Source organism: Caballeronia sordidicola (assembly GCF_001544455.2).
GTDB classification, from domain to species: Bacteria; Pseudomonadota; Gammaproteobacteria; order Burkholderiales; family Burkholderiaceae; genus Caballeronia; species Caballeronia sordidicola.
The window spans coordinates 37,727-57,202 of record NZ_FCOC02000001.1 but is presented as its reverse complement, the minus strand read 5'-3'; the positions used below and the strand labels follow the sequence as shown (position 1 = coordinate 57,202).

At 57.8% G+C, this 19,476-nt stretch carries 17 protein-coding genes; 11 read left to right on the top strand and 6 right to left on the bottom strand.

Annotation, left to right across the window (positions count from 1 at the left end):
• The first annotated feature begins 120 nt into the window (after positions 1–120).
• From AWB64_RS00250 to AWB64_RS00240, 3 genes are all read left to right on the top strand, one after another.
• Entirely contained in the window at positions 121–1,527 is a 1,407-nt protein-coding gene (locus tag AWB64_RS00250; RefSeq protein WP_244163890.1) for a uracil-xanthine permease family protein, read from the top strand.
• A gap of 214 nt (positions 1,528–1,741) precedes the next feature.
• Positions 1,742–2,785, top strand: coding sequence for a porin (locus AWB64_RS00245; RefSeq protein WP_060816643.1), 1,044 nt, complete (start codon positions 1,742–1,744; stop codon positions 2,783–2,785).
• Between the two features lie 274 nt (positions 2,786–3,059).
• Positions 3,060–4,085, top strand: a complete 1,026-nt coding sequence (locus AWB64_RS00240) for a porin (RefSeq protein ID WP_244163889.1) — start codon at positions 3,060–3,062, stop codon at positions 4,083–4,085.
• Between the two features lie 93 nt (positions 4,086–4,178).
• Here the strand turns inward: AWB64_RS00240 and AWB64_RS00235 are convergent, their stop codons facing one another.
• The 4 genes from AWB64_RS00235 to AWB64_RS00220 form a co-directional block, all read right to left on the bottom strand.
• Positions 4,179–4,679 carry an aromatic-ring-hydroxylating dioxygenase subunit beta gene (locus AWB64_RS00235; RefSeq protein ID WP_060816642.1) on the bottom strand — a complete coding sequence of 167 codons (501 nt, stop codon included), beginning with the start codon at positions 4,677–4,679 and terminating at the stop codon, positions 4,179–4,181.
• Complete coding sequence (locus AWB64_RS00230; RefSeq protein WP_082850316.1) at positions 4,676–5,962, bottom strand: aromatic ring-hydroxylating dioxygenase subunit alpha; 1,287 nt, start codon at positions 5,960–5,962, stop codon at positions 4,676–4,678. The genes AWB64_RS00235 and AWB64_RS00230 overlap by 4 nt, the downstream gene beginning before the upstream one ends.
• A gap of 75 nt (positions 5,963–6,037) precedes the next feature.
• On the bottom strand, positions 6,038–7,255 hold the full coding sequence (locus AWB64_RS00225; RefSeq protein WP_060816641.1) for an NAD(P)/FAD-dependent oxidoreductase: 1,218 nt from the start codon (positions 7,253–7,255) through the stop codon (positions 6,038–6,040).
• 30 nt (positions 7,256–7,285) lie between these two features.
• Positions 7,286–7,594: a non-heme iron oxygenase ferredoxin subunit gene (locus AWB64_RS00220; RefSeq protein ID WP_060816640.1), complete on the bottom strand. Its 309-nt coding sequence runs from the start codon at positions 7,592–7,594 to the stop codon at positions 7,286–7,288.
• 367 nt (positions 7,595–7,961) lie between these two features.
• Between AWB64_RS00220 and AWB64_RS00215 the strand changes: the two genes are divergently transcribed.
• From AWB64_RS00215 to AWB64_RS00200, 4 genes are all read left to right on the top strand, one after another.
• The gene (locus AWB64_RS00215) at positions 7,962–8,852 is read left to right on the top strand and encodes a LysR family transcriptional regulator (RefSeq protein ID WP_060816639.1); all 891 of its coding nucleotides are present in this window, start codon (positions 7,962–7,964) and stop codon (positions 8,850–8,852) included.
• Positions 8,853–9,193: 341 nt separating this feature from the next.
• Positions 9,194–9,961 (top strand): alpha/beta hydrolase, encoded by a 768-nt coding sequence (locus tag AWB64_RS00210; protein WP_060816638.1) that lies wholly within the window; start codon positions 9,194–9,196, stop codon positions 9,959–9,961.
• 514 nt (positions 9,962–10,475) lie between these two features.
• Positions 10,476–13,433, top strand: coding sequence for an ATP-binding protein (locus AWB64_RS32795; protein ID WP_060816637.1), 2,958 nt, complete (start codon positions 10,476–10,478; stop codon positions 13,431–13,433).
• A gap of 284 nt (positions 13,434–13,717) precedes the next feature.
• Positions 13,718–14,317, top strand: coding sequence for an HD domain-containing protein (locus AWB64_RS00200; RefSeq protein WP_244163888.1), 600 nt, complete (start codon positions 13,718–13,720; stop codon positions 14,315–14,317).
• A gap of 36 nt (positions 14,318–14,353) precedes the next feature.
• On the opposite strand, the gene AWB64_RS32470 is transcribed toward AWB64_RS00200, so the two are convergent.
• Positions 14,354–14,656, bottom strand: a complete 303-nt coding sequence (locus AWB64_RS32470) for a DUF1427 family protein (RefSeq protein ID WP_075643205.1) — start codon at positions 14,654–14,656, stop codon at positions 14,354–14,356.
• 147 nt (positions 14,657–14,803) lie between these two features.
• Complete coding sequence (locus AWB64_RS00195) at positions 14,804–15,493, bottom strand: hydrolase (RefSeq protein ID WP_060816635.1); 690 nt, start codon at positions 15,491–15,493, stop codon at positions 14,804–14,806.
• A 368-nt stretch (positions 15,494–15,861) separates the two neighbouring features.
• On the opposite strand from AWB64_RS00195, the gene AWB64_RS30635 reads away from it, so the two are divergent.
• From AWB64_RS30635 to AWB64_RS00180, 4 genes are read left to right on the top strand one after another with little or no spacing between them, the layout of a single operon-like run.
• Positions 15,862–16,152 (top strand): DUF1427 family protein, encoded by a 291-nt coding sequence (locus tag AWB64_RS30635; RefSeq protein WP_075643204.1) that lies wholly within the window; start codon positions 15,862–15,864, stop codon positions 16,150–16,152.
• Positions 16,149–18,038 carry an amidohydrolase gene (locus AWB64_RS00190; protein ID WP_060816634.1) on the top strand — a complete coding sequence of 630 codons (1,890 nt, stop codon included), beginning with the start codon at positions 16,149–16,151 and terminating at the stop codon, positions 18,036–18,038. The genes AWB64_RS30635 and AWB64_RS00190 overlap by 4 nt, the downstream gene beginning before the upstream one ends.
• Complete coding sequence (locus AWB64_RS00185; RefSeq protein WP_060817134.1) at positions 18,023–18,472, top strand: DoxX family protein; 450 nt, start codon at positions 18,023–18,025, stop codon at positions 18,470–18,472. The genes AWB64_RS00190 and AWB64_RS00185 overlap by 16 nt, the downstream gene beginning before the upstream one ends.
• A gap of 23 nt (positions 18,473–18,495) precedes the next feature.
• On the top strand, positions 18,496–19,407 hold the full coding sequence (locus AWB64_RS00180) for a VOC family protein (protein ID WP_060816633.1): 912 nt from the start codon (positions 18,496–18,498) through the stop codon (positions 19,405–19,407).
• The last annotated feature ends 69 nt before the right edge of the window (positions 19,408–19,476 follow it).

Below are 19,476 nucleotides of genomic sequence, written 5' to 3'. Positions count from 1 at the left end.
ACGGTAAGCCGTCCGCCCCCGGAAGTGTGGGTGTTTCCTTCATGCGATAACGCCTGAAGGCAATGGAGCGCACGGCTTTGGTCCGCGTCGCCAGACAGTTTTGGTCTAATGGAACACACCTTGAGTACAGACATGCTGAAACCCGGCGCTTCGATCCAGGAGGCCGCCGCAAAAAATCCGTCCGCGCGCGTCTTCGACGTCGGGATCAACGAGCGGTTGCCACTCTCGCAACTCGCCGTGCTTGCACTGCAGAACGTATTCGGAATGACGGGCATGTTTGTGTTCCCGGGACTTCTCGGCCGCGCATTTCATTTGCCCGATCCGCAGATTGCGTACCTGTACGGGATGACCTTCATGGCGTGCGGAATCATCACGATCCTGCAATCGGTTCTGCTGTTGCGCCTGCCGATCGCGCAGGGTCCCTACGCGGGCAGTTTCGGCGCGCTCCTGGCGGTCGGCCATTTGCAGTCGGGAGGCCTCGCTACGGCATTCGGATCGTTCTTCGTCGCGTCGCTGATCTGGTGCCTCCTCACGGTGCCGATCCGCGGACGCAGCGTGGTGGGCATGTTCGCGCGGCATTTACGCCTGCCTATCATCTCCGGGATGATTGTGATGTTGATCGTGGTGCAGATTGCCAGCGTTGCGCTGCCGACCTGGATCGGCAGCGCAAAAAGCCCTGGCTTTCCGGTCGTGAACCTGCTTTCCGGCGCAATTGCGGTGGCCGGTATCGTGTTTGCGATGCTGTGGGGCGGCCGTCGGCTGCGTCGCGTCGCAATCCTGCTCGGCCTCGCGCTTGGCACGCTGGCCTACACGTTGTTCGAGCCCATTTCGTTTGCTGCAGTGGCCGCGGCGCCGCTTGTTGTCGAGCCGCGCATCTTTCCGTTCGGCTTCGGCGTGCGCCCCGATTTTGTTGCGGTGTTCCTGCTCGTGCTGATTCCGGCGGGCATGGGGTCGATGGCCCTCTACCAGACCGTCGCCGAATGGGGCGAAGAAACGCTGAGTCCGGGCCGCATGTCCGAAGGACTGTTCGGCGTCGCGCTCGGCTCGGTTGTCGCGGCAACGTGCGGTGGCTTCAGCACGATTGCTTATCCAGACAACATCGGCATTCTGCGCGCGACGCGCGTTGGTTCGCGCTTCGTGACGCTAGCCGCTGGCGTTCTTCTGATCGTCCTCGGTGGTTGCGTCAAATTCGACATGCTGCTCGTCGTTGTGCCGATACCGGTGATTTCGGCCGCCGCAACGCTGTTGTTCGGCATCGTTTTCATGCACGGCGTGCACATTCTTGCGCAGGTGGAATGGGACGATCGCCGGCTGATCGCGTCGGGGCTCGCTTTTCTCGTAGGCCTCGGCGGTCTTTTCATCTCACCCGAAGTCATTCATGCAATGCCGCTGATGCTTCAGCTCGTGCTTCAACAGCCTGTGATCTCAGGCGGTCTCACGCTCGTCGCACTGCACACGCTGCTTTGCTCCCGGCGGCCATCGAAGACGTCGCAGGCCACGCCTTCGCGCGCGGAAAAGCAGGCTTAGGGCAACGCCGCAAAAAACGTCCGCGCGGGCTACTGTTCGCAACAGGATCGTACAGGGGCATATATAGAAACTCGGTAGTACAGATTTTATATTTTGTTGTACGTATCAATAAAGAGAGCGAGCTTTCGGGGTGCGATTCGACACGTGCCAGCGTGTACGAAAGCGCTTCGCTTCGCAGCCAGGAATCCAGGTTTTGGAGAAGCAGGAGACATAGATGAAAATAAAGTCAGGGGTGAAAGCACTCGTTCTCGGCGCAGCTCTGTTGGCCGAGGCGGCACATGCGCAATCGAGCGTGCAGCTCTACGGACTTCTGGATGCGTTTGTCGGCTACAAGAAGCCCATGAACGGCCAGTCGAGCGTTTTAGCCGGCAGCGGCGGTATGACGGCGCCGTATTTCGGTCTGCGCGGGACAGAAGATATCGGTGGCGGCACGAAGGTCATCTTCGACCTCGAAAGTTATTTCAACATCCAGAACGGCACGATGGGACGCACCGGCTTCCCGCATGACGGCCTGTTCTCGCGTAATGCGTACGTTGGCGTGACGGGCCGGTACGGTACGGCGACCGCCGGTCTGATTCCTCCGTTGCTGTGGTTCTCGACAATTACATTCAACCCGTTCTTCAACTCGTTCGTGTTCTCGCCAATTGTGCTGCAGAGCTACGTTGGCGTGAATGGTCAGGGCGTATTCGGTAATGCGGGCGAGTGGTGGAACTCCGTGTACTACGCGTCGCCGTCGTTTAACGGTCTTGTCGGCCGCGCAATGTACTCGTTTGGCAACGAGCCGGGCCATCTCGGCCAGAACAAGTGGAGTGGCCAGGTCTCCTATACCAACGGCGGTTTCGCGACGTCGGTTGTGTATCAGCAGATCAAGTACAGCCTGAACGCCGGCGATCTCGACACCGTGCTGCCGGGACTGACGACGCAGTCAGTGGCGAACCTTGGCGTCTCGTACGACCTGAACTTCGTGAAGCTGTATGGCCAGTATCAGCACGTCTGGGATTCGATTTCGAGTGGCGACGTAGGCATCGATACAGGCCAGATCGGCTTCGCGATTCCGGTAGGCGTCGGCAGGATTTTGGGCTCGGACGCGTATTCGAAGAGTTCCGGCCATAGCTCCGTTTATCGCAACACATGGGCGCTCTCGTACGACTATCCGCTGTCCAAGCGCACCGATATCTATGCGGCTGTGCTGTCCGATCGCGCGAGCAAGCTCGCGACCGGCACCACGATCGGCGGCGGTTTGCGCACACAGTTCTGATCGACGGTCCGCGCAGACGGCGCGCGACCTTTGTTGATTGAAATGCAGCTGGAAAGGTAGGGGCGCGCGAATTCAGGCAGCGCAATGGCGGGTAGTTGCACGCGGTTCGAATTCGAACTGCGTGCAATCCACGCTCGACGGCAACGCGGAGTGCAGCGCATCGCAGTTCCAGCCACCTCACGAATTCAACGATGTCAACGGAGGAGATATGTTTCAGATTGGAAGAGCAGGTCGCAGCGCGCGCAGGATCGGTCTAAGACGCTCGCTAGCCGCTATGACCCTGGTTAGCCTGTCAGGCGGCGCGGCTCACGCGCAAAGCAGCGTCACATTGTATGGCTCGCTGGACGGCGGCCTGCGTAATGTCGTGAACGGCACGAAGGCCGGCGGCGCGGCGCTGACGATGGCGTCGAACGGCGTGTACAAGTCGAATCGCTGGGGCTTTCTCGGCATTGAGGACCTGGGCGGTGGATACTACGTCCGCTTCAATCTTGAAGCGGGCTACATTCTCTCGACGGGCGCCAACAGCAGCAGCACTAACCAGTTATTCCAGCGTACGTCGACAGTGGGACTGGGTGGCCCGTTCGGCCAGGTCAACATAGGCCATCAGTTCACGCTGCAGCACCGGTTGATCAAGGACTTCGAGCCGTTCGACCTGCACTATCTGGGCATTACCGAAGCCGCGGCGATTTCGGGCGGCACCAGCGGCCGCGACGACAACGCTATCCATTACCACGGCGACTTCGGCCCGTGGACGGCGCGCGCGGTCTATGCGCCGGGCGGCGTGGCAGGCAGTCTCGCCAGCGGCACCATGCTCGCGGGCGGCTTGAACTATCACACTAAAATGTTCAAGTTCGGCGCAGGCTACACGCATCGCTCGAACCCGTTTTCGGCTACATCGAATACGTATTTCGCCAACAATCAATACACCGCTGGCGGCGCCGTGACGCTCGGTCCCGTTCAACTGATGGGCGGCTATTCGCTCGCAACACAAGACGTTCCCTCAACGGTGCACGGCGAGACGCGCAATCAATATCTGTGGGGCGGTTTCCGCTATCAGGCATTGACGGACTTCAACGTAACGGGAGCGTATTACGACAACAAGAACTCGACGGGCGGCGTGGACGGCAGGAAGGGCGTCGCCATTCTGGGCATCAGCTATTCGCTGTCGAAAAGCACGGAGCTATATGCCGATATCGACTACACGCATTTCACGGGCGTCTACGTGACGAACTCAACGCTGAATCCGTCCGGGCATGACAAACAGACGGGCGTCTCGTTCGGTATGAATCACTTTTTCTAAGCCCGATTCACTTCTGGCGAGGAGTGAAAAGAGCAGGCTTCGAGCGCGTGCGGTACATGCTCGAACGTCTGCTCTGATTTTTTTCGCGGCGGGCTAAACCGGCGCTACAACCGAAGTCGGATAGAGCAGGGTATCCGTCACGCAAATCCGGCTTTCGAAGAAGAACCGGTCGCCGTCGATCACGACGCGGTCCATATACCGCCCTGACATCACGATTTCCGTCATCCGGTCGATCATGGTCTGCAGGATCAGAAAATCCGCGCCGACGCGGTAGCCCTCGCCATCCACGCTCACCGACATGCCGCTGACGATGTGCCGCAGCGCGCGCGGCTGTGAGATCGTCGTCTCCGATGTCGTGAATGCCCGGTCCTCGATCATGTTCTTGCCATCGCAGTAAATGATGGCGATCGGCAGCCCGCGCTCATAGTTTTCCTTGGTCGTCAGCCGATACTCGGCGTGCGTGGTGAAACAATCGGCCCAGTCCTCGTAGCGGCCTTCGTCGAGTGCTGCGCTGTACTCGGCGTAAAGATCCATGATGCCAAAGCGGATGTCAGCCGGAACGGTCTGCACACGCTGCTGCGGTAACGTACTCATAATCCCATCACCTTGCGATAGTGTTGGTACAGGCCGCGCACGGCCACCTCGGTAATCGTATGGTCGTGGTCCTCGACCGTGCGTCCGGCCATCTCGGCCACGCCCGCGCGGTCGTTGTAGGGCGTGACTCCTTCCTGGGACATCACCATGACTTCGCTGTCGTCGGCCGACACGAAGCCCGCCGGTCCCATCAGGTTCGCCTGGCGGATACGGTGCGCGCGCATCTCCGGCGTATCGTCCGCGTAGCCGAAAAAGGTCCAGTGCAAATCGTGGCTGTCCGGTCCACGTGGGACCAGATGGCGCATCGCGAGCGTGTTCGATTGCTGCTGGATGATCAGGTTCGGCCAGAACGTGCACATCACCGCGGTCACGTCGCCCGGGTATTCGCGGATCAGGTCGAGCACGCGCGTGTCCTTTAACTGCATGTCGCTGCGCAGCGTCGCCCGCATTTCATGCGCGGCTACTTCGTCGAGCTTGCCGCCGCGCCGGTTGATCATCGCGCCATGACGCCCGGTTTCGTCCATCTCGATTGCCGATTCTGCATCCATCCGGAAGAGACCGAACGTCACGAAGAAGACGTGCAGCAGGCTCGCGTGATAGGGGTCCTTCAGGTTCTCGAACATGAACTTCCAGTTGCCGTCGATCCGCTGGCGCATGTAGCCGAGCAGTTCGAGCTTGCGCCCGTCGAACACACGGTCGAAGTACGACAGCATCCGCGGGCCGAGGTACTCTTCAAACGGCTCGACGCTCGTGTCGAACGACGCAAAGACCGCTCCATTGCGCACGCTCACCGCAAGCGGCTGCGCGCGATGCTGGCTCAGGTCGAAGTCTTTCGGCATACCGCCCTTGCCCTTGTAGCCGCGGCGAAAGGGCAGGCCGGTGACGTTGCCCTTCAGGTCGTAGCTCCAGTGGTGATACGGGCACGTGAACGACTTCGTGTTGCCGTGATCGCTCTGGCAGAACGCCACGCCGCGATGCGCGCAACTGTTGGCGAATGCATTGACGCTGCCGTCGGTGTCGCGCACGACGACGATCGGCAGATCGCCGACAAAGCTGCGCTTGAAATCGCCCGGATTGGGAATCTCGCATTCGAGCGCGACATAGGCCCAGTTCGGCCCGCGAAAGATCCGCTCCTGTTCGCGGCGATAGATTTCCTCGTCCGTATAGACCCAGAACGGAATGCGCGAACAGCCGCCTTCAGGCCAGACGTAATCGGGCGCGGCGTGATCGCCGGCGCCGGAAGCCGCCGCGGTACGCGGAGCCCATTTGATTTCGGTTTCCATGTTTCGTCTCCACAAAATAGGAATGCAAGACAAGCGTGCATCCGCACGCGCGTGGCGTGCGGATTCAGCTCCGGTTTAGTTGTGTGCCAGACTGGAAAGTGGCCGCGCTAGATCGCCAAGTTCTTCACAGTCGATGCGCTGCTTCGTATCGATCAGCCGTTTCACGTGGCGCCGCTCGCGTCCCGCGTTCATCAGCACCGCGCCGAGAATCGTGCTGTCGGCAACGAAGAATGCGCACCATGAAGACGCGGCGATGTCTCCCCGCATCACGACAATATCGTCGGCCCGGCGGCCGCCCAGCATCTGGATATTGCGATCATATTGGTCAGTCCAGAACCATGGCGCAGCGGCGGCGGCAGGTGCAACGCCTGCAATCGTGCTCGCGGCGACCTGAGCCTGCAACTCCGCGTTTTCCCACGACTCGAGGCGTACGGACTCGCCCAGAGAGTGCGTGCGCTGTCGCGTGACGTCGCCAACGGCGTAGACCGAGGGCAGCGATGTACGCGCATGTGCATCGACTAGCACGCCGTCAGCGCATTCGGCCCCGGCGGCGCGGGCAAGCTCATCGTTCGCTACTGCGCCGATCGCCACGACCACGACATCGGCCGCGAGCAGCGTACCGTCGCCGAGCCTGACGGCTTCCACAGACGTATGACCCTCGAGCGCGGCAACGCTCACGCCGGTGCGAATGTCGGCCTGATGCGCGCGATGCAGGTCCGCAAGATACTGACCCAGAAAGCCGCCAAGAATCCGGGGCAACAGCGTGCTGCCGCTCTCGATCACGGTTACTGCACACTGCCGTGCAATGGCCGTGGCCGCGATTTCGAGTCCGAGAAAGCCCCCGCCAATTACCACGACTTTCGCACCGGGCGTGAGCCGTGCCGACAGGTTCGTGCTATCGCCGATCGTGCGCAGCGTCAGCACGCCGTCGAGCGTCGCGCCCGACACCATAAGCGGCCGGGGCCGCACACCGGTCGCAAGTACGAGGTTATCGTAGGCAAGGGACTCGCCGCTGGCGAGCGCGATCTGCTTGGCACGCCAGTCGAATCCGGTGACATGTACGCCAGCACGCATCGCGATCCTGTGCTCTTCGTACCACGTGTGCGCGAAGATGGTCGCTTTTGACGGCGGACCGCCGTTCAGTATTTCCTTCGACAGCGGCGGCCGCTCATACGGCAACTCCTGTTCTTCGCCGAGCAGTACGATTTCCGCGGCTTCGTCCAGCCGGCGCAGCGCCGAGGCGGTTCTCGCGCCGGCCTGTCCTGCACCGACAATGACCGTGCGCCCGCTCACGTCGTCACCCGCAGCGTGACCGCCATAGAGTCATTCGACATCGACAAGCACCTCATCGCCTTCGACGCGTACAGCAAACGTCTGCAGGTCCACGTCCACCGGTCCCGACACCGCCTTTCCAGTGCGCACGTCGAATAGCCCCTGGTGCAATGGGCATTCGATCTTGCCGTCTTCGAGGTAACCGTCTGAGAGGCACGCGTGAGCATGCGTGCAGATATCGTGCGTAGCGAAGAATTCGCCGTCCAGGTTATACAGAGCGATCGGGATGTTTTCGATGCGGCACGCCTTGACGGTGCCGGACGGGACGTCGGCAACGCGTGCCATTGGTTTCCATGTCATCAGGTCAGTCTCCTTATTGCCAGTCCAAAGCCGGCGATATTGGCATCACTTCATATGGGGACGCTGAAATCCGGAATTGAATGCATCGCCCGTTGATACGTTGACGACCCGTATTCTGCGCGTGCTGGTCCGGGCTCGCGTTGCTATTTCTTTGATTGAGCATTCGCCGTTCGCGAACGCTCGCGGAGAAATTTGCTGCAGATCACGGATATTTGCATCGTGTGGTAACGTCGCCAGCCATACTGGGACTCGCGCCGTTGGCCGCGCACCGGTTTTGGGGACGGTTTGCCGGCGCGTGCATGGCCGAGCCCGAAGACGCACGCAACTCCTCAGCAATAAGATAGGAGACCCTGCCGATGGAGACACCATGCGGTTCGATTTGACCGATTTGAGGCTTTTTGCGGCTGTCGCCGCGTACGGAAACATCACAAAAGCGGCGGAAAGCGTGCCGATTGCCGTTGCGGCGGCGAGTTCGCGTATTCGCGCGCTTGAGGAGTCTGTCGCCGCGACGCTGTTGTTGCGCCATAGCCGCGGCGTCGAGTTGACGCCCGCCGGCGAAGTGTTTTTGCAGCATACGATCTCGATGTTGCGCGAAACAACAAAGCTACGTCACGATCTGTCGCAGTTCGGCGAAGGGATGCGAGGCAACATCCGGCTTTTTGCCAACACCAATGCCATCCACGAATTCCTGCCCGCGCTGCTTGCGCGATTTCTCGCGGACAACCCCAAGATCAATGTTGACGTCCAGGAACATACCAGTCCGGAAACCGTGCGCGCGGTCGACGAAGGCAGTGCGGATCTCGGCATCATCGTCGGACTTGTGAACACCCGGAAACTCGCCGTGGCGCCGTTTCGTGAGGACCGGTTTGTGGTCATCGTCCCGAACGACCATGCGCTTGCGCGTGAGCGCGCGATCCGTTTTCATCAGGTGCTGGAGTGGAATTACATCGGGCTGAACGAGCGTTCATCCCATCAGCAGTACGTATCGAAAACTGCGTTGCTCGTGGGCCAGAGCATTCAACTGCGCACGCAGGTCGAAAGCTTCGAGGCGGTCTGTCATATGGTGGCGGCGGGTGTCGGCGTATCGATAGTGCCTGAATCGACAACCCGCCGGTTGCGAGCTACGCTGCCTTTTTCCGTTGTCGACCTTGACGAGCAATGGTCGAGCCGCGAACTGAAACTCGTCTCGCGCACGCAAGAAACCTTGGCCGCACCTGCGCTCAAGCTGTTCGATGCTCTCGCGATGCCTATGCCGTAGCGAGGATTCGCTGACGATAGGGCCCGCTGTCGCGCTGCCAATCGAGCACAGCAGCAGACGCAGTTCAGCAAGAACGGCACTTTCGCGGCCTCGACAATGCGAGCTTGTGTCGCGTCCGCATCGCGCGCGGCTACATTCTTCGCGGCTTGCGTGCGGCGGTTGATTAAACGGCTTCTTTCATACGGATCAGTTTATCAACGACCGTTGAGCAAAGGCGGTGCGGAACTACCATGACGGACTGAAAAAAATCCATAGCACGATGGTTTTATCGGTGGGCGGAATAATCGCCGGCCCTGTTCCGTTACGTTCTTCTCTTTTCACTCTTCCTTTGGAGAACATAAATGAAGACATTGTCGTTTGTCGCCCGATTTGCTGCTGGTGTCGCCTGTTCCTTTGCCGTGCTGAGTTCATCTGCCGCGATCGCCGCACCCGTAAAGAATGTCGTACTGGTTCACGGCTTTTTTGCGGACGGGTCGGGCTGGCAGGCAGTTTCGAAAATACTGGTCCGCGACGGATACAACGTGTCGGTTGTACAAGAGCCCGAAACGTCTTTTGCGGACGACGTGAAGGCTACCACGCGAGTTATCGATGCGCAGGATGGTCCATGTATCCTCGTCGGCCATAGCTACGGTGGCGCGGTCGTTACCGAGGCCGGCAACGACCAGAAAGTTGCCGGGCTGGTGTACGTGGCTGCATTTCAGCCCGACGCCGGCGAAAGTCCGATGGACCTGACCAAGAAGATGCCGCCTGCAACGAAGGCAATCAAGGCAACAGCGGACGGCTACCTGTATCTCGACCAGAGTCTTTTTCATGCGGACTTCGCCGCCGATGTGCCCGCGATGGAAGCGAAATTCATGGCCATCTCGCAGGTGATGCCGGCGGCGCAGTCGTTTTCCACGCCGATCACAAATGCGGCGTGGAAGACCAAGCCGAGTTGGGCCGTCGTTGCAACGAGCGATCGCGCGATCAATCCCGATCTCGAACGGTTCATGACCAGGCGCGCCGGAAGCACAACGGTCGAGATGAAATCGAGCCACGTCGCTTATATCTCGCACCCCGTCGAAGTTGCAAAGTTGATCGAGCAGGCTGCCACCAAGTCCGGCCAGTGATGATTGTTAATGCCGTCGGTCGATATGAGGTGCATCGCGGCCCTTGCCTGGGGTCAGCTTAGGCTGTCCGGCTCCTGACGTAATCGTTGCATTGCGTCCCATTTTGCACTCCAAGGGTGCAGATGGGACGCACTCTGAACGCTTCATTCTGACAATTCCCCCTTTATCAAACTCGTCAAACTCGGCGTCTTCGACTCATTTTGAGCGAAGCTTGGGGCAAGGTCATCCGCAATAATACGTACGGTTGGACTACCAAGCTTGATAGCAATTTCAGTATCGCTTGTAGTGAAAATTTGGCAAGAATGAGTCAAATATGAAAGACGTGGTGTAGAGACCCGATAACAATGAGGTCTCATCTGCGCTTTCGCAAAACTCGGACTGTATTACCCAAAGAGTTCAACACTCCACTGGCGGGGTTACCCGGACTTGCTAATCACCCAACGACTAAACCGACGGGAAAGGCGCAAGTCCGTTCCGGTGAAGTGAATCGTATTGCCCAAGCTGGATTTGCGCCATGATCAGGATCGGCTCCCTTGAGGTAGACCTGGACGGTCGACAGTTGTTGCGCGATGGCGCTCCGTTGGCCGTCGGCAGTCGTGCATTCGACGTTCTGGCGGTCCTGCTCGAGGCACGAGGCCAACTCGTGTCAAAGAAAGATATTTTCATGCGCGTCTGGCCCTCAACCGTCGTTGAGGAAAACAATTTGCATGTGCAACTCTCGCGGTTGCGACGCCTGCTAGCCGAAAGTGGGACATTGCTTCAAACCGTATCCGGACGTGGTTATCGCCTCGCCATCCCCAACGTTCCTGATAAATCATCCGCTTCATTAATAGACACATCCTTTGAAAAAGCAGTGTCCCATGAGGGAAGCACACCGAACAATTTACCAACGTCCGCCTCTGACATCATTGGGCGCGATGACGCAATCCTCGCGATTATTGAAGCGCTGAAGCTCAGCAAACACCTCACGCTTGTCGGCGCGGGAGGAATCGGAAAGACACGGCTTGCCATAGAAGTCGCTCATCGAGCGAAGGCGCTATTTGCGGACGGTGTCTATCTGATCTCTCTTGCCTCCGCCACGGATCACGCAAGCGTTTTACAGGCTGCCGCCAGCGCGCTAGGCATTAATCCGGCAGACGGCCTGTTATCGCTCGCGCGCATAGGCGAGAAAATAAGCGGGCCGCGCATGTTATTCGTGATCGACAACTGCGAGCAGGTATCGCGGGCAGCGGCGGAACTGGCAGAGTCGCTTACGTCTATTGGCAACGAGACTCGCGTTATCGCGACGAGCCGGGGACCGATTGCGGCCGTCAACGAACGTATATACCGCGTCGAGCCGCTTCCAGTGCCACCGCAAACCGACTTCACGGATGACGTTGTCAAATGCAGCGCCGTGCAGTTGTTCTATTCGCATGCACGCGGATTAGACGCGCTTTTTCAATCAGACGAACACAGTCACGAACTGATACACACCATCTGCCGTCGCCTTGACGGTATTCCCCTTGCAATTGAACTTGCTGCTGCGCGTGCGTCGATCCTGGGCGTCGAGACATTGGCAACACGCCTGGACGACCGGTTTCGTGTATTGACCGGAGGCAGCCGCTCGACGCTTCCTCAACATCAAACGCTAAGGGCGACATTCGACTGGAGTTACGCGCTCCTCAATGAGACTGAGCGCGCCACGCTTCGTCGTCTAAGCATATTCCCCGCTGGCTTCACGATGCCCGCCGCCGTTGCCGTGGCATCGGATGCTTCTCTTGACGAATATGCTGTTGCAGCCGCGGTCTCTGGACTTGTCGAGAAATCACTGATCGTGCGTATCAAGGGCGCAAACAAAGTTGCCTACGGCATGCTGCAAACGACCCGCGCGTTTGCGCATGAGAAACTCGATCACAACGGCGAACAGCGGCAGACGAGGTTAAACCACGCAAATTACTTTTCCGAATTACTTGGAAACATCTCGAACGCTAGTGGAACTCGTAATGGCGGATCATGGCAGCATGATATGCGCGGAATGCTTGACGACTTGCGGGCCGCTCTTACATGGGCTTTGTCCGCCCACGGAGACAAAGCCACTGGTGAAATCCTCGCCGTCCGCTTTGTGTGGCTTCTCTTCGAGCTTTCGCTAGTCGAGGAGTGCTGCAGTTGGGCACACCGTTCTCTCGAAGCGCTGGAGAAACCGCCCGGTGTCGATACAACTCAGCTAAGACGCGTCCGTATGCAACTCAACGCCGCGCTTGCAGCGGCGCTTGGCTATGTGCAAGGACCGATTGATAAGACCAGTGGAATCTGGTCCGAAGTATTGACATCGGCGATCGCATTAGGCGATTCAATTCTTGAAGCAAGGGCGCTCTGGGGGTTGTGGAACGCATCTCAGAGTTCGGGCATCATCTTTGGCGCGCTGGCGTTCGCCAGGCGTTTTGCAATACTCGAAGCTGAAAGTTGCCAGATCGAACTGGCCGAGGGCGGCAACGGTCCCGTTGTTAGTGCGCTAGGCCGTCGTCTAGTCGGCGTCGCCTCACACTATGCAGGCGACCAAGGCGAGGCTTACACGACGCTTAAACGCTTTCTCTCTGAGGCGCGCGGTATGCGAGCATGGCTGCCTCTGGGCCGCTCGATCGATCAGCACGTTGTTGCCAGCGCCACCTTTGCGCGTGTTCTATGGCTAAAGGGGGAGCGCGACGAGGCGCTGCGAATCGCCGAGCGCTGCGCTGAGAAAGCACGCGCGCAGGAGCAAGCAATCGTTACCTGCTATGTACTGATCGAAGCGGGCATCCCGATTGCGCTGCTCTCTGGCGAACGCGAACGCGCGGCAGAAGCCATTGGTTTGCTAAACGAAACATCGACTCGTGTCGGGCTTGATATCGCCCGCACATGCAGCCGAGCGTTTAATGCGTATCTTCTTTCTCTGGACAATGTAACGCCTGGACACCTAAGCGAGTTTTCTGCATCGATAGCCGATATCGACGCTATCGGGCTGGGTGCCCACGCTCCAATGCTGGTCGCGCAATATGCCATATCGCAAGCCCTTGCAGGAAGGCATGGTGACGCGCTGGTCACGATAGCAAGCGTGTTGAGTCGCTGCGAGGAAACCGGCAACATGTGGTATGCCAGCGAGCTGCATCGTATCCAAGGCGAGTTGTTGATCGAGCACTCGAACCATTCAAACGGTTCATCCCCTAACGCTACCATGCTTGCCTCAGAACGAAGCTTCATTCGAGCGATCAATATATCCGTTGATCAGGGCGCTCCATCGCTGCAATTGCGAGCCGCCCTAAGCCTTGCCCGCCTATTTCATGCACAAGGTCGTCACGACGAAACGCTTGGTTGCCTGGAGCAAGTGTCCATTCTTTTCCCCCAACAACGCGACTGGCCAGAATTTCGTGAAGCCTCACGGCTGTTGTTGCTCGCAAGGGAGGCCATCTTTTTGCGTCAGCAGCTTGCGGATGCGCCGCACATCAATAGTGTGTAGTGGTCAATTGGTATCCGATGACTTTCCCTAGCAATGCATGATAAAGAAAGCGCGTCCCCGGAGCGTCAGGGTTCAAGAAAATTAAGAACTTTTAGCGGGTGGCAAGCATACACTTCATACACGCGTGAGTGACTGCGCGAGTCTTCAATAGCGATTGGCTTGGTTCTCGGGTCCGAACCGTCCTCGCGCCGAGGCCTGCTGCCGGTCAAAAAATGCGCGGCTATTGAGCAGCAGGAGAAGTGATGAGGATACATGTGGCAGGTGTGACGATCCCGGACAGTGAAATGGCAACGCAGGCAATGGCCCTGCTCAAACGGGACTTACCCAGGGTTCTGATCAGTCATGCATTTCGAGTATTTATTTTTTCGTCGCTTATTGGGCGTCGTCGAATGCTTGATTTCTCGCCGGAAATGCTCTTCGTCGCGGCCGCTTTTCATCACCACGGACTGGCGCCACGTTTCAGTGGATCTACTCGCAGATTCGAGCTGGATAGCGCGGATGCAGCAGCACACTTTCTGCATCAACACGGAATCGCGAGGCAGGAGGTCCGTAATGTACGCGATGCAATCGCGTTACATTCGACATTCGGCCTTAATGGATTTGAATCTCCACTCATTGAACTTTTGAGCGCTGGAGTCGAAACCGATTTGATGGGATGTCACTTTGACGAAATATCAGATAGTGACCGTCGCGCGGTGGTGCAAGCCTATCCTCGTGAACGTGCGTTCAAGTCACTCGTTATAGAGGCGCTGGCCGACGGCATCATGTGGCGGCCGGCGACAAGCTTCGGAAATGTCGGCGCAGACGTACTGGAGCGCTGTAATCCCGATTTTTACCGCATTAGTTTCTGCGGCCTCGTTTTAGGTTCTCAATGGGAAACCTGAGACGTCAGGCATGATTTTCCGCCAGACTCCGAGGTTTTATGGTCTCGTTGGAAGCGCCTTGGGACTTGAATGCGGAGGGACAGCATTGGACCCGCTCTGAAAGGAAACCAACCTGGGTGCGGCGGTAGTTGCGCTACCTTGTCGTTCCTTCGATCCTCCCGTTTTTATTTCCGTATCGGAAATGAGTTCGTGTCCAATGGGGATAATTTGCCCTCCAATGACCATCCCGAGCAGTCCGACGAGGGCCACTATTGGCGGTGCTGGCGAGCGGACGCGAATCACACTGTATATGATCCCGGCGAGTATGCCAGCAAGCAGCGAAAGAATATAGGATTCCATTCTTTGTTCCAGGCCGATTTAATTCATGGATGACATTGATTGGTGCCCCCAGCGCTCAAGCGCTCAGGCATGCAGAACAACACGCAGCGGATCTGACGGATGCCGCTGCGCGCACTGCCTTCGGGACTCGCACGCCTCCGGTCAAATTCAGCTTTTTGCCGGGACAGCCGCGAGGACTTCGTGCTGAATCTGAGTGCGCTGCGGCGCCTTGTGGACCATCGTATAGGCGTAATCGACCCCCATACCGTACGCGCCGGAGTGGTCCTTCGCGATCTTCATTACCGCGTCGTAGGTATCGCGTCGCGCCCAGTCACGTTGCCATTCGAGCAACACCTGTTGCCACGTGACCGGCACGGCGCCTGCCTGAATCATCCGCTGCATTGCATAGTCGTGAGCATCCTGCGATGTGCCGCCAGACGCATCCGCGACCATATAGATCTCGTACCCGCCCTCAAGCATGGCGCACAGAGCGAACGTCGTATTGCATACCTCCGTCCAGAGACCCGCCACCACCACTTTGTTCCGGGCATTTTTCTTTAATGCGTCGCGTACCTTCTGGTCGTCCCAGGAGTTCATGGACGTTCGTTCAAGGGTGGGGTGGTCAGGAAAAACGTCGAGCAACTCAGGGTAGGTGTAGCCGGAGAATGTCTCGCTCTCTACAGTCGTGATGGTGGTGGGAATGTTAAAGGTTTTTGCTGCTTTAGCTAAGCCGACAACGTTGTTCTTCAGCGTTTGCCGGTCGATCGACTGGACACCGAACGCCATTTGGGGTTGCTGGTCAATAAAGATGATTTGACTGTTCGTCGGGGTAAGCACTTCAAGTTTCTCTTGGCTCATGATGTCATCCGGTTGTGAACTATCCAAGGGTGTTGATCGATATTCCAGCACAGGCTTGATTAGCCGACATATCGCGCAGAATACGAATAAACCGCTTCCTGTGAATCCAGGATCGAGACATGCGCTTGACGTCTTTCAGCCCACGATAAGCATAGTCCAGGCAGTCATGACCCTGTAGTCCTTAAAGTGCTGATTCAGATAATTTAAGAGGCTACTTGCTGGAAGTTCACTTCTCTTAAGCAATAAAAAATCATAAGCTTCCGACGGTGATAACGGCTCAAACAAAGCCAGTCCGAATTCCTTGCGGACAGCCGCCGCTTCAACATGTGCAGATGAGAGAGGTAGCCGGTATCTTCGGAGATCATTGGATGAAAGTCTACGTGCTGTCGCTTATATCAGGAATCCTGATCGGTTTGATGTATAGCTGGATTAATGTCCCTTCGCCAGCGCCGCCTGTCATCGCTTTGTTGGGCCTTCTCGGGATTCTCGCTGGCGAACAAGTGATTCCTGTCGGAAGAAAAATGCTTCGCGGCGCTGGCTTTCTTATGGCGTGGCAAGAGGAGCGTTGCAATCAACATCTTTTTGGGTCTCTGCCCGGCCGAAACTCGAATCGGCCTGGGCCAACGGCGGGAGTGTCCTCTGAGGAGAAGCGTTCATGACATCGCAGCAAGGTGCGCCAGACTTTATTTTTGTTAATGGCCGTTTCACGACGTTGGATACGTCCAATCCAACGGCCACTGCGGTGGCTATCAAGGACGGCAAATTCATTGCTGTCGGTGACGACCCCGAGATAAGCAGGCTCAGGACCGCGAACACACGTATTATCGACCTGAAAGGGCGCTCGGCCCTCCCGGGTTTGATTGATAATCATCTCCACATCATTCGCGGCGGGTTGAACTTCAACATGGAACTTCGCTGGGACGGTGTCCGTTCACTGGCAACTGCCATGGAGATGCTCAAGGCGCAGGTTGCCATCACGCCGCCGCCTCAATGGGTAAGGGTGGTGGGCGGCTTCACGGAACACCAGTTCGAAGAGAAGCGTCTGCCGACTATCGAAGAAATAAATGCCGTGGCGCCCGATACGCCGGTTTTCCTGCTGCATCTATACGACCGCGCGCTGCTAAACGCTGCGGCGCTGCGGGTGGTTGGCTACACCAAAGACACGCCCGAGCCTCCGGGCGGCGAGATCGTCCGCGACAGTTCGGGTAATCCAACGGGCTTGCTGCTAGCCAAGCCGAATGCCGGGATTTTATACGCGACGTTGGCGAAAGGACCCAAGCTTCCTCCGGAGTACCAATTGAACTCGACGCGTCACTTCATGCGTGAACTGAATCGCCTGGGCGTGACGGGCGCAATTGATGCCGGAGGGGGATCGCAGAATTTCCCGGAAGATTATGAAGTCGTCAAGAAGCTCGACAACGAGGGGCTCTTGACCATCCGGCTCGCCTACAACCTGTTCACGCAAAAGCCCAAAGGCGAGAAGGACGATTTTCTCAACTGGACAAAGACCTCGAAGTATAAAGACGGCAATGATTATTTCCGTCATAACGGTGCGGGTGAGATGTTGGTTTTCTCGGCTGCGGACTTCGAGGATTTCCGGGTGGTGCGTCCGGACATGCCTTCGGAGATGGAATCCGATCTCGAAGGAGTCATCCGTGTGCTTGCGGAAAACCGCTGGCCCTGGCGCATGCACGCAACATACGACGAGACCATCAGCCGCGCGCTCGATGTCTTCGAGAAAGTCAATCGCGATACGCCGCTCGCGGGTTTGAACTGGTTCTTCGACCATGCCGAAACCATCACGGAGAAGTCGATGGACCGTATCGCGGCGCTTGGCGGAGGCATTGCGGTTCAACATCGAATGGCCTATCAGGGCGAGTATTTCGTCGAGCGCTATGGCGAGAAAGCTGCGGAAAGCACACCACCGGTTGCACGCATGCTCGAAAAGGGAGTACATACCTCTGCCGGTACGGATGCGACCCGGGTTGCGTCCTATAACCCCTGGGTTTCGCTCTCCTGGCTTGTGACTGGCAAGACGGTCGGAGGCATGCGCATATACAAGCAGCATAATTGCCTTGATCGCGAAACAGCGCTTCGCATGTGGACAGAAAAGGTCACCTGGTTTTCCAACGAAACCGGCAAGAAGGGACAGGTTATTGCGGGTCAATTTGCCGATTTCATCGTTCCTGATCGTGACTACTTCAGGTGCTCGGAGGACGACATAGCCGGCGCGTCTTCGTTGCTGACCGTTGTAGGAGGCAAGGTCGTGTACGCCGCGGGCGAGTTTGCCGAGCTGGACGATAACCCGCTGCCTCCCGCCATGCCGGACTGGTCGCCGGTTCGAAAATACGGCGGTTTTGCAGCGTGGAAGCAAGGGGCAGCGTCTGGCGCACCACTTCAGCAAGTTGCATCGTCTGCATGCGGATGCGCGCGCGCCTGCGGCTTGCATGGACACGACCATCGGCGGGCCTGGATGAGCGACGCACCGACCGCGGACCACAAAGGTTTTTGGGGAGCGCTCGGATGCGCATGCTGGGCAGTCTAGAACCGCTGCGGGCTGGGAACAGTCCGTCGTGGGTGGCGGCGCTGCTGCGCCAACCATGGGTGATGGCGCTTGTTCGCGTTTGTCTTGTCTCGGCTTACCTCATCGGGGGAATCACAAAGCTGGTGCACTTCGACGCCGCTGTCGCCGAGCAGACCCATTTCGGGCTTCATCCGGGTTGGTTGTGGGCTGCGCTCGCCATATTCGTGGAAATTGCCGGCTCTCTGTGTGCAATCTTCAACACGTTTGTGTGGCTTGGCGCGGGTGGCTTGGCGGCCTTGACGTTTGTGGCCATGCTCGTCGCAAACGACTTTTGGCATTTGCAGGGAACTGCGCGCTTTATTGCGCTGAACGGATTCTTCGAACATCTCGGACTTATTGCCGCGCTAGTGATGCTCACGTATTTGTCGAGCAGTGAGCAGCGCTCTCGTGGCTAACAACAGGGCAGGAACATCTAATCATGCGCAATATTCGAACTCTTGGTGTCGCGATTGTTTTTGCGTTCGGCGTCGTGGCAACCGCGCCGTCGCAGACTTTCGCAAAGGCTGACACTACGCAGGCAACGTCATATGCGGTGGGTCCGCAATACGACACCACGCATGTGTACGTGGCGCCTGAGGATTTCGATAAGTTCACGGATAGCTTCGTTGCAACGTTCGGCGGTCACAAATCGCAACAGGGCGTTTTCCAGGTAACGCCAACACCTAGCCAGACAATGTCGCAACTGGTCCTTACACCGGCCGGAACGATTTCGGTGTTCGGATTCAAGACGCCGATTCCTTACCCGTTTGGCGACGAGCGCACTGGCTATCTTGTCACGGACATGGACGGCGCGATGAAGTGGGCGAAGGTTCACGGTGCCGATGTCATCGTTGATACGTTCCCGGATCCGATCGGACGCGATGCAGTGGTCTCGTGGCCGGGTGGAGTACATATGCAGCTTTACTGGCATACAAAGGCGCCCAGTTATGACCCTCTTGCGACGATTCCGGAAAACCGGGTGTATGTCTCGCCATGGCGTGCGAACGATCTCATCAAGAACTGGCTCGCGTTCTCGCACGGCAAGGTGATATCGGACAATCACCGTGCACCAGGAGTAGAAATCGGACGTCCCAACGATACATTCCGGCGAGTGCGGCTCTCTTCGGGTTTTGGCAACATGACTGTCTTCGCCACAGACGGCCACTTGCCGTATCCCTACGGCCGCGAGATGACAGGATACGAGGTCAAAGACTTAGATGAAACGCTTAACAAGGCTCAAGCGGCTGGCGTCACCGTTCTCGTGCAGCCGTTTACGTCAGAACAGAGAAAATCGGCGGTCGTTCAGTTTCCAGGTGGATACGTTGCGGAAATACATGCAACGGCGAATTAGGTCGGCGTCATAGCGATGACAAAACGCGGCCGATCAAATAGCCAGTTTTCCGACGTATTTTCGCGAACC

What these genes read in the sequence shown, in the direction of transcription:
- AWB64_RS00245 (WP_060816643.1), top strand. Translation starts at nt 1,742, where the DNA reads ATGAAAATAAAGTCAGGGGTGAAAGCACTCGTTCTCGGCGCAGCTCTG.
- AWB64_RS32795 (WP_060816637.1), top strand. Translation starts at nt 10,476, where the DNA reads ATGATCAGGATCGGCTCCCTTGAGGTAGACCTGGACGGTCGACAGTTG.
- AWB64_RS00230 (WP_082850316.1), bottom strand. Translation starts at nt 5,962, where the DNA reads ATGGAAACCGAAATCAAATGGGCTCCGCGTACCGCGGCGGCTTCCGGC.
- AWB64_RS00220 (WP_060816640.1), bottom strand. Translation starts at nt 7,594, where the DNA reads ATGACATGGAAACCAATGGCACGCGTTGCCGACGTCCCGTCCGGCACC.
- AWB64_RS00210 (WP_060816638.1), top strand. Translation starts at nt 9,194, where the DNA reads ATGAAGACATTGTCGTTTGTCGCCCGATTTGCTGCTGGTGTCGCCTGT.
- AWB64_RS00200 (WP_244163888.1), top strand. Translation starts at nt 13,718, where the DNA reads ATGGCAACGCAGGCAATGGCCCTGCTCAAACGGGACTTACCCAGGGTT.
- AWB64_RS30635 (WP_075643204.1), top strand. Translation starts at nt 15,862, where the DNA reads ATGAAAGTCTACGTGCTGTCGCTTATATCAGGAATCCTGATCGGTTTG.
- AWB64_RS00235 (WP_060816642.1), bottom strand. Translation starts at nt 4,679, where the DNA reads ATGAGTACGTTACCGCAGCAGCGTGTGCAGACCGTTCCGGCTGACATC.
- AWB64_RS00185 (WP_060817134.1), top strand. Translation starts at nt 18,023, where the DNA reads ATGCTGGGCAGTCTAGAACCGCTGCGGGCTGGGAACAGTCCGTCGTGG.
- AWB64_RS32470 (WP_075643205.1), bottom strand. Translation starts at nt 14,656, where the DNA reads ATGGAATCCTATATTCTTTCGCTGCTTGCTGGCATACTCGCCGGGATC.
- AWB64_RS00240 (WP_244163889.1), top strand. Translation starts at nt 3,060, where the DNA reads ATGACCCTGGTTAGCCTGTCAGGCGGCGCGGCTCACGCGCAAAGCAGC.
- AWB64_RS00180 (WP_060816633.1), top strand. Translation starts at nt 18,496, where the DNA reads ATGCGCAATATTCGAACTCTTGGTGTCGCGATTGTTTTTGCGTTCGGC.
- AWB64_RS00195 (WP_060816635.1), bottom strand. Translation starts at nt 15,493, where the DNA reads ATGAGCCAAGAGAAACTTGAAGTGCTTACCCCGACGAACAGTCAAATC.
- AWB64_RS00215 (WP_060816639.1), top strand. Translation starts at nt 7,962, where the DNA reads ATGCGGTTCGATTTGACCGATTTGAGGCTTTTTGCGGCTGTCGCCGCG.
- AWB64_RS00190 (WP_060816634.1), top strand. Translation starts at nt 16,149, where the DNA reads ATGACATCGCAGCAAGGTGCGCCAGACTTTATTTTTGTTAATGGCCGT.